At 55.7% G+C, this 16,399-nt stretch carries 8 protein-coding genes; 3 read left to right on the plus strand and 5 right to left on the minus strand.

Annotated elements, in window-relative coordinates; translation table 11 throughout:
- Positions 1-66: 66 nt before the first annotated feature.
- The 5 genes from B5D39_RS06080 to B5D39_RS06100 form a co-directional block, all read right to left on the minus strand.
- Positions 67-1,122 (minus strand): prolipoprotein diacylglyceryl transferase family protein, encoded by a 1,056-nt coding sequence (locus B5D39_RS06080; protein WP_078789517.1) that lies wholly within the window; start codon positions 1,120-1,122, stop codon positions 67-69.
- The gene (locus B5D39_RS06085; RefSeq protein WP_078789518.1) at positions 1,098-3,551 is read right to left on the minus strand and encodes a glycosyltransferase; all 2,454 of its coding nucleotides are present in this window, start codon (positions 3,549-3,551) and stop codon (positions 1,098-1,100) included. The genes B5D39_RS06080 and B5D39_RS06085 overlap by 25 nt, the downstream gene beginning before the upstream one ends.
- Positions 3,552-3,699: 148 nt before the next feature.
- Positions 3,700-5,907: a hypothetical protein gene (locus B5D39_RS06090; protein ID WP_244161365.1), complete on the minus strand. Its 2,208-nt coding sequence runs from the start codon at positions 5,905-5,907 to the stop codon at positions 3,700-3,702.
- Positions 5,901-6,890, minus strand: coding sequence for a phosphatidylserine decarboxylase (locus tag B5D39_RS06095; RefSeq protein WP_078789519.1), 990 nt, complete (start codon positions 6,888-6,890; stop codon positions 5,901-5,903). Before B5D39_RS06095 ends, B5D39_RS06090 begins: the two co-directional genes overlap by 7 nt.
- Positions 6,859-9,309, minus strand: a complete 2,451-nt coding sequence (locus tag B5D39_RS06100) for a hypothetical protein (RefSeq protein WP_078789520.1) — start codon at positions 9,307-9,309, stop codon at positions 6,859-6,861. The genes B5D39_RS06095 and B5D39_RS06100 overlap by 32 nt, the downstream gene beginning before the upstream one ends.
- A 253-nt stretch (positions 9,310-9,562) precedes the next feature.
- On the opposite strand from B5D39_RS06100, the gene B5D39_RS06105 reads away from it, so the two are divergent.
- The 3 genes from B5D39_RS06105 to B5D39_RS06115 are packed head-to-tail and all read left to right on the plus strand — an operon-like array spanning position 9,563 to position 16,343.
- Entirely contained in the window at positions 9,563-11,038 is a 1,476-nt protein-coding gene (locus B5D39_RS06105) for a diguanylate cyclase (RefSeq protein WP_078789521.1), read from the plus strand.
- On the plus strand, positions 11,035-13,113 hold the full coding sequence (locus B5D39_RS06110) for a diguanylate cyclase (protein ID WP_161947433.1): 2,079 nt from the start codon (positions 11,035-11,037) through the stop codon (positions 13,111-13,113). The genes B5D39_RS06105 and B5D39_RS06110 overlap by 4 nt, the downstream gene beginning before the upstream one ends.
- A complete protein-coding gene (locus B5D39_RS06115) occupies positions 13,110-16,343 on the plus strand; it encodes a PAS domain S-box protein (protein WP_078789523.1) in 3,234 nt (1,077 codons plus the stop codon). The genes B5D39_RS06110 and B5D39_RS06115 overlap by 4 nt, the downstream gene beginning before the upstream one ends.
- Positions 16,344-16,399: the final 56 nt, after the last annotated feature.

The following is a 16,399-nucleotide window of genomic DNA, read 5'->3' on the forward strand; positions in this document are numbered from 1 at the left end:
GCGATTGCCCTAATGCGACAGATAAAAGGTTGGGATATCCGTTGAAGCAGTGGCCTGGTATTCGGGTCAGATCCGATCATGGTGAACATGAAAACTGAGGGTGGCCCCGGTCACGGTGCTGCGTCCGGTGTAGAAGAAGATGATGCACCAGATCCCCTGCAGAAACAGGATCAGGGCCGGACTCCAGATGCTTTGCAGGCCTGCTGCAAGTTGAGCAGGTGCGCTTGTGGCACCACCCAGCAGCCAGACCATGGCAAAGGCATAGAGCACGCCGATCATTCCCATAATCTGATAGGCTGAGATCCGGCCTTCTCCACGGTAATCGGCCCGCATGGTCTCTGAAAAGGAACGCCAGCCCTGGGTCACCGTGGTGGCCAGCAGAAAGGCAGCGGCATGGTGAGCGGAAAGAAACAGCGCGGTTGCCAGCAGGCCGCAAACGGTGTAGAGCACGGCAGTCAGCGCCTGAACCGGCAGTACTTCCACTGACTCCATACCGTCTGCATAGGCGATCTTCTTGGTGCTGCCCTTAAAGACAAATCCGCGACCACTGAAAAGTCTGTGTAACCATCCTCCATCCTGCGGAACCGGCTTGCCATAGCAGCAGCCAAAGCTGATGCAGGCCAGCCGCCCCAGCCCCTCACCAAAGGCATAGGCAATGGCAATGGCCGCATAGGCTGCCATGACCGGAATCTGAAAGCCCAGTTGCGGACCAACCAGCCGGTTCAGCAGACCGATCAGAAACGGGGTGATGATGATCCCCACAAAGACTGCCCCCCCCACGGTGAAGGTGTGGGCCTTTTTCTCCACGATCCGCGCCACCAGCCGGGAGGCAGGTACACAGCAGCAGAGCATGGCTGCAGCCAGCAACGCCGTGCCCAGCGGCGACACCCCCACCGACCCCAGCAGCACCAGCAGCACGGCAACGGCCACCAGATAGGCGTTGGCGGTCAAGAGGCCGTACCAGGTAATATTGATCCCCAGCCAGCCGTTGCCGTGGGGGTCTCTGGCGGTTGGCACTGCGGCAACGATCTGCCAGCGTTCAGCCGGTAAAAAACGAAAACCCCACCAGAGGTAGGCGCCAAGCAGAAATGTTGCGATCAGCAGGAACAGGGCTGCGGACATGGGTTCTCCCCGGAGATGGAATAACCGGCATCCAGCCTGAGGCCGGGCTGCAGGATGGTGCTGTAGGTATCTGAACTATGCGGAGCTTTTTCAACGCTAAAGGCCCGTGCACTGTCTCCCATCAGGGACAGCACAAGTCGGTTTGCGATCAGCTGCCGGATCGCTGCAACCAGTGCATCCAGATTGCCGGCACTGAAAACCAGACCGGTCTCTCCGGCAACCATCAACTCCCTTGGCCCACCAGCATCAGAGACAATCACCGGCAGGCCTGATGCCTGTGCTTCGAGGACCACATTGCCAAAGGTATCGGTGGCGCTGGGGAAGACGAACAGGTCTGCCGAGGCATAGGCCCGCTGCAACTCTTCACCCTGCAGGTAACCGGTAAACAGCACCGGATAGCCCACAAGGGCGGCCTCCATCTCTTCGCGGTAAGGACCATCGCCGATAATGGCCAGAGCTATCTCTGCCCCTTCGTCAAACAGCCTGCAAAAGGCCTCCACCAGCAGGTCAAGCGCCTTTTCCTTTGAAACCCGCCCGACATACAGCAGCACGGTACCGTCAGCCAGTCCCCGTTGTTTCCAGTACTGCTCGACGCGTTTGTCCGGCCTGAACTGATCAGTATCGACCCAGCGCGGCAGCGGTTTCATCTTCTCCAGCGGCAGACCATGGGAGAGCAGCTGTTCCCGCGTACCGGCAGACGGGACCAGCACCTCTTCCATCTGATTGTAGAACCAGATCATATAGCTCCAGGCCGCCTGCTCCAGAAACTCGTCATTGGTCAGACTGCGGACATACTGGGGGATGTCGGTGTGGTAGGTACCGGCCACCGGGATGTTCATCAACCGGGCGATCAGCAGCCCCAGTAGACCCACCGTGCCGGGGGTGCTGACATGGATACGGGTAATTCCCTCTTTCTCGATGTAATTCAGCACATCCAGAATCGGCGGAAAGCTCAGCTTCAATTCAGGATATTCAGGCAGCACAAAGTCGCCCACCGCCTGGAACTGTTTCACCCCTGCGGGTACCGCCTGACTGCCATCGCCGGAGGTAATCACCGTCAGACTAATGCCGCGTTCCTGTGCGGTCTTGATCAGACGCCGGATGGTCATGGCCACGCCGTTAATCTCATCCAGGGTGTCGGTAAACAGGGCGATCTTCTCCTCTGCAGGTGGAAACGGGATCTCCGGCAACTGCTCCGCTATCTCACGGATCAGTTCCTTGCCCTTGTGCTGATGATGAAAGGCCAGGTAGTAGGGGGAGATCAGTAGATGCACCAGACCGATGGTGCCTGCCGTGTTGAGATAATCGAAAAAACCGGCCTGCATGGAGAGTGACATGAAGCGGTTGGTGTACTGGTACAGAATCCGGTTTGCCAACCGGCTGGTGACCATGAATATCTTCCGGTTCAGGTCAGCCCCCTTGATCCCCTCCAGAAAGAGGGTGTCATTGAGCAGCTGTCGGGCCTCACTGTCCAGCAGCTCTTCAAAGCTAAGCTCCCGCGATGAACGTTTTTCCGGCAGGTTTTTCAGCACAAACAGCCTGATCTTTTCCACAAAGGAACCTTTGTCCGTGCCCAGATTAAAAAAGCGGTCCAGCAGGGCACTGACAAAGGGGGTGGCGCTCCGCCTGCGCTCGCCGAAGCGTTCACGATAAAAATTGTGGGCCACACCATAGAGACTGTGGGCCATGGTCAGAGGCCCGCCATGCTCCCCCTCTGCCCAGGTGCCGCCTTCCCGGACCGCATCAAGAAAGGCATCCAGATCCTCACCCCGACGGCTGCAGGTGTGAGCCCGCGCAATGAACAGGCCACCGTGATCGTCAGATCCCCCCACCACCCCCTTACGGTACGGTTCATCACCCAGAGGAGTCAGGTTGTGTTTGTCGGCCAATCGCTCGATCAGCGTCTGGGTCAGGGTTCCCACCAATGTCGCGGTAAAATTGTTGAACCGGCTGGCCCGGCAGCCGTTCCGAATCTCAAAGACTGAAAACAGCAACAGGCTTTTTTCAATAATCTCCAAGGTCAGCTTGTCGTTCTGGGCATAGAGCGGATGGGCCAGAAAATGGGCAATCCCTTGCTGGTTCAAAAAGACAACCAGATCATAGATATTTTTACGCAAACGCATGATCTCGCCAAACTGGGCCTCGGAGATATGCAGCACCACAACATGGGCCTTGCAGTCATTTTCAGGAAAGTGGGTAGTAATCTCGGCGCTGATAAACGTCCTGGGCAGATGGGCGATCTCCAATGCCCCGCCGATGGCGTTGTGATCGGTGATGGTGACATAGTCCATACCCCGGGCCAGGGCGGTCTGATACAACTGCCGGGGCGAGGTATAGCTCTCCGGGCAGTTGAATTTACGCATCGCCCAGTAGGTTGGCTTGTTAGAGTAGCTGGAATGGACATGCAGGTCGGCTTTATAGGTCTTCATGGCGGCTGCCTCTCACTGGTTACGGCGGCTACGGTTGGCTTGAACAGGGTCACGGTTGCGTTCCATACGGTTCTTCTGCTGATTTTCATCCTAACAGCCCACTGTTACGTTCAGGTTAAGGTGGTGCAATAATCAGGTTGCGCCCTGATTAGTTATGCGTGAAAGCGCTCCCAAGCCCCAGGGTCCGGCGAATATCCCACAGCTTCATAAACAGGGGATCAAAACGTTCATGGCGGACCTGTTCCTCTTCCCGTTGCCAGAAAATCAGCCCGGATACCGGGTAGAGGTAGCCGAAGGGATAGGCGGTCAGGCTGGGACGCTGCCGTGCCAGCAGTTCCACCGGATAGCGGTACTGCAGCTCACGCTGGTGTACCAGCTGCAGTGCATTCTGCCGCACCAGCCGGGCCTGCAGCAGCAGCCGGTCTGACTCCTGCTGTCCGCCCAGCGCGTCTCGATGTTTTACGATCAAGGCCTGCAGGGTCAGACTCCGGTGCTGTGCCCGCAAGGCGGTCATCTGCAGGGCATCACAAAACTCTTGCGCCAGTGCAAGCGGTCCCTCGTCAACGCTGTTGTTCCGACGCAGGCGGCTGATCCGGGCGGCCAGTCGGTCCGTAACCGCCGCCATCTGCTGAGCATAGCTCCTCAGATCTGCCACCGGTCCGTTGAGCAGTGCCACAGATGCCGTGTCATCGGCATCGTGTAGCAGCCAACGGTATGAAAACTCCGGCGCAGGCTGAAACGGCAGGTCAAAGGGGGCGGGCAGTTCTGAAAAGGGGGTGGCTGCCGCCAGATACCGCAGCAGCTCCTGCTGTTTGAGAAAACGATTCTGCAGCTGCAACGCCTGTTGCCACTGTCTGCTCAGCTTCCGATCCGGCAGCAGTTCGGCCAGACGGGAGAGCGGCGACGTGCCCCGCAACCGACCGTTGTCGCGGTACTGCCAGGACCAGCGGGCAATACTCCAGTCCACCAGCCAGTAGCCCCATTCCCAGCCGGTACTGAACGTCAGATGGCCATGCACGCCCACTTTTCCCATCAGATTGATATCGTCCCAGCGGCTGTCCAGATACGGCAACAGCAGTAGCGGCACGGAACTGTCAAAGCCGACCCAGTAGGAGGATTCCGGCCAGTACCAGGTCTGACGCCCGGACACCTCGGCCTTGGCTGCCTCAAGCATGAAACACTGGTTGCGATTGCCATAGACCGGTGCCTTGTCTTCCGATGCCGAGTAGCACATCACCGTATGGATCAGGATACCACTTGCCGGATGCAGGGGACGCCGCACCTTTTCCTCTCCCTTGCCTCTGATGACGTGGGTGGCGTAGAGCAGGGGGCGTCCGTACTGTTGCTCCACCAACTGCTCAAGATGTCGCTGGGCGCTGGGCAGCAGCCTGCTGATCAAGGGCAGGTGCTCACCCATCATCGATTCAAGGGTGATAAAATCCCAGGGGACCTGAAACAGCCAGCCCAGGGTCTGCTCAACCTGGCGGCGATGGGTGGGCAGCGGCTTCAGCAGAGTTATTGCCTGAAAGGCCTGTTGCTGCAGCATGGCCAGCGAGATCTCAACCCCGCAACGAATGCCGCGGCCATGGGCATAGGCGACCATCCGGCGGGCATGGCTAGGCCAGGCAGCACGGTCCACCTCCCGCAGCAGAAAGAACTGAAAGCTGTTCTGACCATTGCGGGCCAGCCAGTCCAGATAGGCGGCAATATCCTCAAAGCCGCCCGGATGCAGCGGATCATGCAGCTGCTCCGTCAACTCCATCGGGTGCAGGGTATGCAGATGAAAGCCCTGATGCCGGAAACGCGGTTGCCCGGAAAAACTGAATACCGCCGGCAGCGGCCAGGCACGGTAGCGAGGGAAAATGGTCTGGCGTGGATGCACAAATCTGATCTTCAGCTGTTCCTGCAGCAGGCCGTAGAGACCGGCGCTGACCCCCTCAGGCGTAGTGGCCTGCAGGTGCAGGACAGTTCGTGCCCCCTGACGGCTGGAACTCCAGCGATAGCGCTGATCCGGCACCTTCCCTGCAGCCGTCGGTGTTGTCCGGTCAGGCAACTGCAGGATCACCGCGCCATCACGATTAAGCGTCACGTCTGACTGAGGAAACACGCGCTGCAGCAGTTGCAGCGTATCGTCCACAGCGATTTTGGCAGGTGCTGAGGCCATCAGTTGGGGTGATGCATGGATTGAGATGGTGAGACGGCGGGAACCGGCATCTGCGGTGCTGGAAAACAGCAGCAGCCATAGCAGCAGAAACGGCAAGGTAACAGCGCAGAGGGAGCGGGACAAACGAGCCGTTTTCTTGGAGGTAGCAGAGAGGTGATCAGGGTCTGACACCCCAGGCAACAGTTTTAGCACCCTGTTGCTAAAAGTGAGCGCACCTTGATATCGGTCTCCACCAAAGGCCGGATGAAACCCTGCGTAAATCTGCTGGCCACCCCGCTACGCAACTGATTCTGTAGCAGATCTGCGGCAAAGCTGACCCTGCCGGGCTGGAAAAGCAGGATATCGGTGCTGCTGCCAGGGCGGTAGAGACTCTTGGGCTGTCCCTTTTCCAGAAACATACCGACCCTGACCTGCCGGGGATCATCGTAGCCCTGGTGGCTGTAGGCCTGCACAATATCGCCGATCATCAATGCCACCACCTCCACCATTGCCACCAGCCCGACCCGGCTGCCGCCCTCCACATCGGTGTCGATCAGGGTCACCACCCGCTTGTTCTTGGAATAGGGGGTGACCATGCTGACCACGGCGGTGGGATTGCAGCAGTGGTAGGCACCGTCAATACTGTAGAAGTCAACCACCTTACCGCTGACCGGGACATGGTTGTAGTGATACTTGTCCGGGGTCAGGCGGAACAGGGCAAAATCACCGTTTGCGAAACGATGGCGCCAGAAGCTGCGTTCAGGGCCGATCAGCTCTTCAAAGCTGAAAAACTTATCCTTCAGAAAGAACAGCTCTGTCTCCTGCAGCGAACCCACAATCACCCGTGCATCGGCCGGAGAGACCACCGCAGCAGGATCATCCGGCATCGGCCGACACTGTTCGTACCTGATCCGGCGTTCAAAGACCTTGCGGGCCGTGTCCAGCTGTTCCGGCGGATCAAGGCATTCACTCAGATCAATGCCGCAGCGTGCTGCGAAGCTCTGCCGGTTCAAGAGCGGACGATCAAAGTTGACCGCCCCGAGGATTCTGGATGACCAGCTGCTGGTCAGCAGACGGAACAGCCCACTGCTGTTTTCCCTGACCTGATGGTAGAGCAGCTGCACCATCCGGTCACCCAGCAGCTGTTCGGTCATCACTGCGCCGCTATCCCGCTCGATATACTGGTGCTGCAGCATCCTGTTCACTCCTTCTGGTCATGGACTGCTGCTGATCATGGTGTACCTTCACCAGCAGCAGATTCATCAGACGTTGCAGGGTCGGGATATCAGCCTGCTCCTGCAGGATATCCTGTCTGATCAAGCCCATAAACTGATCCGCACTCTGCCCCTGCAGGGTCAGCAACAACGCCTTGCGCAGCGGTTCATCCAGCTCTGTTGCCTGTTGATCAAGCCTGCAGCATTCGTCTTGCAGCAGATCAAAGGCCTCAGCCATCTGCTCCTTACGCAGGGTGGTGCGGTAATACTCTTCAGCCCCGCTATTGAAGTCACGGGCCTCGGTTTTCAGGGCAGATCTGCTGCCGATCTGTTCAAGGATGCCGCCCGTCAGGCGGCCGCTGGCAGCGTACTGTTCCGGCTCTCTCAGCCGACATGCAAGATCGGCAATGGTATCCTGCAGCCCCATCAGCTCGATCAGGTCAGCAGCATCCTCCCGCAGGACACGCAGCAGCGCCAGCCGGTATTCATGAATCTGGACCCGCAGATAGCCGGGATACCGTTTACTGGGGCGCACCCCCTGGGTTTTGGCAATGATCCGCTGCAGGAAGCCATTGGCGGTATCCTTACGGACAAAGAAGGTAGGCAGGCCGATGGCTGCCCCAAAGAAGATCTGCCGCCGCTCGCTCTCCAGCGTAGGATCATCAGGTATGCTGCGGTGATCAACCCCTTGCGCCATATACTTGTAGGCCAGGGCCGTGATCAGGGTCTGCAGGTCAGCCGCCCGCCCCATATCACCACTAAAGGTTTGGAACAGACTGTAGTGACGCCCTTCAAACCCGGAAAAACCCATTTTGGCAAACTCTCGCTGTTTGTAGAGCAGGTAGACCGACATCTGCTCATCAAAGACCCCCATATCAGCCAGGTCACGCCGCAGCAAATCGGTATTGCCCGGCTGACCATTCAAGGCCGGGCTGCGGTCGGTTGAGAGCAGGCAGACCAGATAATCCACCAGGCGATAATCCGGCACAAAATCACCCTTCAGACCAAAGGCACGGCTGAGAAATGAATCCACTGCCGGAGGACCAAACGGCGTGACTGATTGCCCAAAGATGGAGATATCCGCCTTCTTGCGCCAGCGCCGCCAGAGCATCCGCAGGTGGGTGTAATCCAGCTCATGGGGCAGGAAGCCCAGCGCCTTTTCAGGGTGAAAATCACTGAAGGCCAGCCGGAACGGTGCAGCAGTGTAAGAGCCAACAAACAGCGGCAGAAAATGCTCGCTGATCTTGATGGTCAGATCCCCCAGCAGCTTTTCATGGGCTGCCGTGAAGCCTGATCCACTGTCCTGCAGGGCAGCGGTCAACCTGCGGCTGCCAATGCTGATATGGGTGCCGTTGTTGGCCAGACTGACATTGGAGACATTGGGCAGCACCACCAGATTATTAAGGATGATCCCGGCATCCTTCAGCTTGGCCACGGCGTTGAGCTGGCTGCGGGACAGGACCTGATGGCAGAGCTGCATGTAGCGGAACTTGTCTTCTCCACGATCCCAGCCGGACAGGCAGGGGCTCATGAATAGCTCACGGTAGAAGCTGTCCGGGATATGGTCGTTCAGCTCTTTCTGACGCACCGGCGGATGGGGGGCAAAGTAGGCCATGGCCTGCTGGCCATGTTCGGTGATGCCAAAGGCCTGATTGGCATACAGGATCAACAACTGGGTCATCAGGAAGCGGATGGCGGTCTCCCGGGCAATGGCTGCCCCCATACCGCTCTGGGGGGTCAGGGAAACCACGTTAAAGGAGAAGGTTTCAGGCGAGGTGTTGTCGTTCAGGTAGTGCCCCAGCAACCGGATACCGGTCTGGCGGATCAGGTCCGGCAGGATCTGTTGAGATCCGATCAGGTCGGCCAGGGCCAGTTTGATCAGATAACTGATCGGCAGACGCAGCATAACCTTGCCATCTGCAGCATGGAAAAAGAAGCGTGCGGCATCGGCCCGCTGTCCTGCCGCCGGGTTCTGCTTGTCTGCCAGCAGATCCTGATCAAGCACCTGCCTGGCATAGCTTGAAAGCCGTTTAAGGGGAAAGCGAACCCAGCTGTTTTCCCAGACAGCACTGCTGTTGTCTGCCAAAAACCGCTCCAGATCAGCCACCGCCCGATGGGAGGTTTCGCCCGATGCGGCCCGCTTCATCATATTGGCAAAGTAGTTTGACTGCTCAATAATCAGCGGCAGATCAACATGCCGCTTGTCTCCAGCCACCACCGCCTGCAGCTCACTTTCAGACCCGGCAGTCACATCTCCGGCTGAAAAAGGGAGTGAGGCAATGATGGTTTCAGGTCGCTCCAGGCAGACACCGGCCAATGAAAGGGCCTGAGCTATACCTGTCTGTTGATGCTTGTGTTCTCTGCTGATTGTCGTACACCACGGGCGTGACAATTCCGGCATGGGGGCCTCATCTACTCTGAAAGGATGACATGCGGTAACCGTACCCTTTCAGTATGTCGGAACTGCTGGCAACAGGTAACAATCAGGTGAATTTTCAACCATTCGTCACAACAAATAAGATTATTTTAAACAACTCCTTTTAAAGTGACAGACACCTGTCACCGAAGTCTGCTATAGCTATCCGTTAAAATCAGGATAATTCCCCTACAACTACGTCGAAAATCCTGCATCTCCAAAGGACAACGCCCTTTTTATGTACAAGTATGCCAATAAAATTGATGCACTCACTGCCATACTGAAACGGCTTGATACCGGAGAACAACTGAACCCAGAGCTGCTGGCGCAGGACTTTCATGTCGGGGTCCGCACCATCTACCGTTATCTGAACCACCTGCAGGCAGCCGGTTATCCGATCTACTTTGACAAGGGAGACAAAAGCTACCGCTTCCTGAATAATTTCAGGCTGACCCAACTCAAATCAGGTGGCAGTGACGAGGCGTTTGCGCTGCATCCGATTAACAATATGAGCGGGGTGGCCATTGCCACCTTCCGTACCACCGGCGAATGTATCCATAAAAACATGGCCATGGTCCGTCTGATGGGCTGTCCAAGCTGGGACGGCTGCAAGGGCAATTTTAGACAAACTGACTGGTGGCGTGATTCTGGCCTGCTTGCCATGGCAGACGAGGTGATTGAGACAGGGCGGGAGATCCGTCGCGACATTACCGTAACCATTGACAAGCGAGAACGTTGGATACAGGCCCACCTAACCCTGGTGAAACAGGACAAAGGCACCTATCTGGTGTTTCTGGCCCAAGACCTTTCGCCCCGCATGCATAAAGAGATACAGGTTGCCCGCTTCTTTGCCGCCATGAACCAATCACCCAACCTGATTCTGGTCACTGACACCCAGGGCACCATAGAGCATGTCAGCGAACGGGCGGAAGAGATGACCGGCTACACTGCCGAAGAACTTGTGGGCGCCAACCCCAGGATTCTCAAATCCGGCCAGACCCCCCCTGAGCTGTATCAAAGCATCTGGAGCACCATCAGCCGGGGCTATGCCTGGAGCGGCGAGCTGCTTAACCGCAAAAAGAACGGTGAGTGCTACTGGCAACACCTCCATATTGCACCGATCCGCAACCACCACAACGGCATCTCCCGCTATGTAGGGGTCATGGAAGACATCTCCCGCCAAAAGAGGCTGGAAGAAGAGATCTACGCCTACGCCATAAATGATAGAATTACCGGTCTGTATAACCGTAAAATCCTGCTTGAACTGGGAAATCGTGACATTGCCGCAGCTCTGCGTTACGGGCGATCCATGACCTTGTTGATTGTGGATATTGACCACTTTAAAGAGGTTAATGACCGCTTCGGTTATCCGGCCGGCAACCAGTACATGCAGCAACTGGCCGAGATCTGTCGCGCATCGGTACGCACCACAGACCTGATCGGCCGGGTCGGCAAAGACTCCTTCGGCATCCTGCTATCAGAATCTGCAGTTACCGATGCCCTGCCGGTTGCTGAACGGATACGGGAAAAGGCTGCACAGATACGAGTTGTTGCGGCTGAAGACTCACTTGCCTGCACCGTAAGTGTTGCCGGTACAGCCCTGGCAGCCCATCATCAGAATATGGAACAACTGGTGGTGGCATGCGAAGCATTACTCCAGAGCCACCTGCCACAACACCAGCCCAATACCTGTATCGGCTTTCCAGAACGATGAGCAAAACACTGGACCGATCATCACAATACAGAATGCGTCAACACTGGCTGGCACTCTCTGTTGCGCTTACCCTGCTTGGCTGTATTGTTGCCTACAATCTGGTTTCCATGCGTCAGCGGATTATCAGCCAGGAACATCAGAGGCTGACAAACCAGGCCAGAGTAATCGACAAAAATATCGAGCGTCAGCTTACGGCAACCAGCCTGACTCTTGAGGGAATTATTGATGATCTGCCGGAGCTGCATCGCCCACAAAATCATGCACAAGCCAACAAACGTCTAAGCGTACTGGCCGATGCCATGCCCGGCGTGCGCACCCTGTTTTATACTGATGCCAAAGGGACTATTCTGGCCTCTAACCGACAGGAACTGATCGGACGTAACGTCACAACCAGACAGTTTTTTGATGAACCGCGCCGACATCCTGATCCTGATACACTCTATATCTCTCCTCCCTTCAAATCAGTCCTGAACAGATACGTCTTTGATCTTACCAAGATCATCCCCGCTCCTGACGGTTCGTTTAACGGCATTGTCACCGCCGGAGTCGATCCTGACTATTTTGAAACGATTCTCGCATCAACCCTCTATGCACCGGATATGTGGAACACCATTAACCATGGTGACGGCCTCCGTTTCATGACCATGCCGTATCGCGAGGGGCAGGTTGGCAAAAATCTGGCCGTACCCGGTTCCCTGTTTACCCGCCATAAAGAGAGCGGCAAGCCGGAAAACATCTTTACCGACACCGCCTATGCCACCGGCGAGTACCGTATGGTGGCCCTGCTGACCCTCCAGCCCAAAGAACTTAAAATGGATAAACCGCTGGTGATCATCATCAGCCGCAGCCCGGATGCAGTCCTGGAAAGCTGGAAAAATGAGGCGATCTTTCAGGGGCTGCTGTTTCTGGTGGCCTGCATCGGCAGCTCAATCGGGCTATTTCTACTGCACCGGCGCCAGTCTTTGTTTGAAAAGCAGGCACAACGGGCAGAGGCGATGGTGCAGATCCGCTATGAACTGCTGGAATATGCCACCATGCATACGGTGGATGAACTGCTGCAGTACGGCCTTGATGAAGTCTGCCGGATCAGCGACAGTCCGATCGGATTCTACCACTTTGTTGACCCTGACCAACAGGCCCTGACCCTGCAAGCCTGGTCCACCCGTACCCTGCAGGAGTTCTGCAGGGCTGAAGGGCACGGCATGCACTATGGTGTTGAACAGGCCGGTGTCTGGGCAGAATGCATCCAGACCAGGGCACCAGCTATCCATAATGACTATGCCGGTCTACCCAACAAAAAGGGGCTGCCGCCGGGCCATGCGCCGGTGATGCGTGAGCTGGTGGTGCCGGTAATTCGGGATGAGCGGATTGTGGCAGTACTGGGGGTAGGCAACAAAGAAAGCGACTACACGCTGAAGGATGCCGAAGAGGTGCTGTATCTGGCAGATGTCACCTGGGAAATCATTGACAGTCGCCGATCTCAGGAAGAGTTGAAACAGGCCAATGAGCTGCTGGCTAACCATGCCCGGATCGACTATCTGACCGGCATCTATAACCGCCGGATGTTTGATGGCCTGATGACTGCCGAAATCGCCCGCTCCTACCGCTACAACTCTTCACTATCGCTGATTATGATGGACATAGATCACTTTAAGCAGGTTAACGACACCCTGGGACATGCCGCCGGCGACCATGTCCTGCAAAAAATTGCAGAGCTGATTTCAGGCAGAATCAGGAATTACGATATTTTCAGCCGTTGGGGCGGGGAAGAGTTTGTCATCATGGCCCCTAAAAATGATGTATGCAAGGCAGCAGAGTTGGCTGAAATCCTGCGTGAGGCGATCGAACAGTTTGACTTTGGCAATGGCCTTAAAATAACGGTCAGTTTCGGGGTAACCCAATACTGGTATGGAGAAGAACCTGAAGAGTTTGTAGCCAGGGCCGATACCGCACTCTATCAGGCCAAGCACAAGGGCAGGAACCGGGTAGAAATTGCAGAACAGCCGGTTGTTTTATCAAAAAACTGTGTTACAGAAGAGCTTGTACGGCTACCGCTACTAGAGGCCAGCTCATGAAACGTAGCAGCTGCATCATAGGAATCCTGCTGTTTCTACTCTTCTGCCTGCAGGGGAAGGCCCTTACAGCAGCCACCACTGCTGCACCGCCGGTTACCAAACCGCTGATCGCCGTCATTCCCACCGACCTTGCCCCCTATTATTTCCGTGACCCTGCCACCGGCAAGCCTGCCGGACTGGCCGTTGACATCACCAATGCCCTGGCCCGCCATGGCGGGTTTACCGTTGAATACCGCTTTGCCAAGGCGTGGGATGAGGTAGATCAGCTGGTGGCAAAAGGTCAGGCAGACCTGATTCCGTTACGGGTGATTAACCCGGCAACAGAAAAACAGTTTCTATTCACTGAGGTGCTGGATGTCGCGCCAATCAACTATTTAGTACGCGCCACAGACCACAGCACCAAAGGCCTGACACCCGGCAAACGGGTGGGGGTCATGAACAAAAGCACCGCCTACAGCATGCTGCGGGAACGCAACGACATTACGGTCATTCCCTATGAAAGTCTGCAGCATCTGCTGGTTGATCTGGTGTCTGGCCAGCTTGATCTGGTACTGACCTTTAGAAGCACCATTATGCAGATGGCCGAGAAAAGCGGCCTGGACGATCAAATCCGGGTGATTGAACCACCGGCACTGGAGTCACGACGTGCCATAGCAGTGCATCCCGGCAACCAGATTCTGCAACTTCAACTCAACAATGCCATCAAGGCCTTTCACAAATCACCTGAACATGTAAAAATTTTCCAGCACTGGATGGGTAAACCCAAACCGTGGTGGACCGTACAGCGTGCTGTAATGGTGGTGGGTAGCAGCGGTATCCTGCTCCTGGCAGGGGCACTGATATGGCGTTTTTTCAGTATCAGACGACTTAATCTGCGTCTGTTGGAAGCCAATCAACGACTTGGAGCTGAGATCAGTGAACACAATCAAGCTGTTCAACTGCTTAAAAAAAATGAACAGTTCCAAAAAACGTTGATTGAAACCCTGCCAGACCTGGTCTGGCTTAAAGATCCAGAAGGCGTCTACCTTGTCTGTAACCCCCGCTTTGAAGACCTGTACGGAGCAAAAGAATCTGACATTATCGGCAAGACTGACTACGACTTTGTTGACAAAGAACTGGGTGATTTTTTCCGCGCCAACGACCGTAAGGCAGCAGAAGCAGGAAAGCCAACCGTTAACGAGGAATGGCTGACCTTTGCTGCAAGCGGCTACCATGGCCGATTTGAGACAATCAAAACCCCCATGTTTGATAGTAAGGGCACACTGATCGGCGTACTGGGAGTCGCCCGTGATATATCTGAACGAACCAGGGCCTACGAACTGCTGCGACTGTCTGAAGAAAAATTTTCAACCGCCTTCAAATCATCACCCGATGCGTTTTCCCTGACCCGCTTCCGAGACGGCGTATTCCTGGATATCAACGAGAGTTTTACCGAGCAGCTCGGCTACCGGTCGGAAGATGTCGTCGGCAAGTCTTCTCTTAATCTGAACATCTGGGTAAACCCGACTGATCGGGATCTGATGGTACAGCAGATCAGGGACAAGGGATCTGTTCGAAATATGGAGGCACAATTCCGACGCAAGGACGGCCAGATTCAAATCGGCCTGATGTCCACCGCACTGATTATGATTAATGGTGAGGAATGCCTGCTTAATTTTGTCCGGGATATAACGGAGCGAAAACGGGCTGAAGAACAATTACGCCTGTCTGAAGAAAAGTTTGCCAGTGCCTTCAAGGCTTCTCCAGACTCCGTCAACCTCAACCGGCTCACAGACGGCACCTATCTGGAGGTTAATGAGGGCTTCACCAGTATAGTCGGTTACCAAGCTGAAGAAGTACTGGGCAAATCATCCCTTGATCTGAACATCTGGGTATTCCCGGAAGACCGTCAGCGACTGGTGCAAGCGATAAGGCAGTACGGCGTTGTTAAAAACCTTGAAACACAGTTCAGATGTAAAGACGGATCAATAATTACCGGACAGATGTCGGCCTGCATTATTACCGTAAATGGCGAGCAGTGCCTGCTGAACATCACCCGTGATATCAGTGAGCGCAAGCAGTACGAAGAAGAACTGAAGCAGGCCCGCAGGGCAGCCGACGCTGCCAACCGCGCCAAGAGCGAGTTTCTCGCCAATATGTCCCATGAGATCCGCACCCCGATGAACGGCATCATCGGCATGGCGCAGCTACTGCAATTTACCGACCTGAACCCGGAACAGCAGGAGTATCTGCAGTGCCTGGATAGCTCCACCAAAAACCTGTTGTCACTGCTGAACGACATTCTGGATCTGTCAAAGATTGAATCAGGCAAGATCACACTTGAAAACACCAGATTCTCACTGCGCCAGAGTATCCAGGAAGTGATTACCACCCAGATCTCTCAGATACATCAGAAACGACTCAAATTTACCACCAATATTGCTGATGAACTTCCTGACTTCCTGCTTGGCGACCCACTGCGGATCAAACAGATTCTGCTGAACTTGCTGGCAAACGCCATCAAGTTTACCGAAACCGGCAGTATCACCCTGACCGTCAGCACAATCGAACGTCTGGGTAGCAGCCTGAAACTCCAGCTGTCACTGCAGGACACCGGTATCGGCATGACGCCTGAAGCACTGGAAAGAATCTTTGCCCCCTTTGAGCAGGCCGATAACTCCACCACCCGCAAATACGGCGGCACCGGATTAGGCTTAACCATCTGTCGCCGCCTGGCAGAACTGATGGGGGGTAGAATCTGGGCAGAGTCAGAACCGGCAAAAGGCAGCTGTTTCCTGGTTGAACTGCCGTTTGAGCTACCTACAGAACAACAGACGCAGCAACCCGAGCCTGCTGCGCAGACCTGCAGCAATGGCACAAGAAGCCTCAAACTGCTCCTTGCAGAAGACAATGAACTGAACGCCGCCACACTTATCGCTATGCTGAAGAAGCTCGGACACCAGATTAAGCTGGCCAGCAATGGCCAACAGGCCTTGGACTGCCTGCTTAGAGGCAGGTATGATTGCATCCTGATGGATATCTCCATGCCGGTTCTTGGTGGCGATGAGACTACCCGCATTATCCGTGAAGCCGAGCTGCAGACCGGGCAGCATATGCCGATCATCGCCCTGACCGCCCACGCCCTGCGTGGTGACCGGGAACAGTTCTTGAGTAGCGGTTTTGATGGATATGTTGCCAAACCGGTTGATATACAGCAGCTTGCAGCAGAACTTGATCGACTGGTGACCTGAAAAGCGTTGCACAACCTTCAGGACAGCTCAACCTGTCTGACACATCTGCATGCTAC

This window comes from Trichlorobacter thiogenes, assembly GCF_900167465.1.
Classification (GTDB): Bacteria; Desulfobacterota; Desulfuromonadia; order Geobacterales; family Pseudopelobacteraceae; genus Trichlorobacter; species Trichlorobacter thiogenes.

What these genes read in the sequence shown, in the direction of transcription:
- B5D39_RS06085 (WP_078789518.1), bottom strand. Translation starts at nt 3,551, where the DNA reads ATGAAGACCTATAAAGCCGACCTGCATGTCCATTCCAGCTACTCTAAC.
- B5D39_RS06105 (WP_078789521.1), top strand. Translation starts at nt 9,563, where the DNA reads ATGTACAAGTATGCCAATAAAATTGATGCACTCACTGCCATACTGAAA.
- B5D39_RS06110 (WP_161947433.1), top strand. Translation starts at nt 11,035, where the DNA reads ATGAGCAAAACACTGGACCGATCATCACAATACAGAATGCGTCAACAC.
- B5D39_RS06080 (WP_078789517.1), bottom strand. Translation starts at nt 1,122, where the DNA reads ATGTCCGCAGCCCTGTTCCTGCTGATCGCAACATTTCTGCTTGGCGCC.
- B5D39_RS06095 (WP_078789519.1), bottom strand. Translation starts at nt 6,890, where the DNA reads ATGCTGCAGCACCAGTATATCGAGCGGGATAGCGGCGCAGTGATGACC.
- B5D39_RS06100 (WP_078789520.1), bottom strand. Translation starts at nt 9,309, where the DNA reads ATGCCGGAATTGTCACGCCCGTGGTGTACGACAATCAGCAGAGAACAC.
- B5D39_RS06115 (WP_078789523.1), top strand. Translation starts at nt 13,110, where the DNA reads ATGAAACGTAGCAGCTGCATCATAGGAATCCTGCTGTTTCTACTCTTC.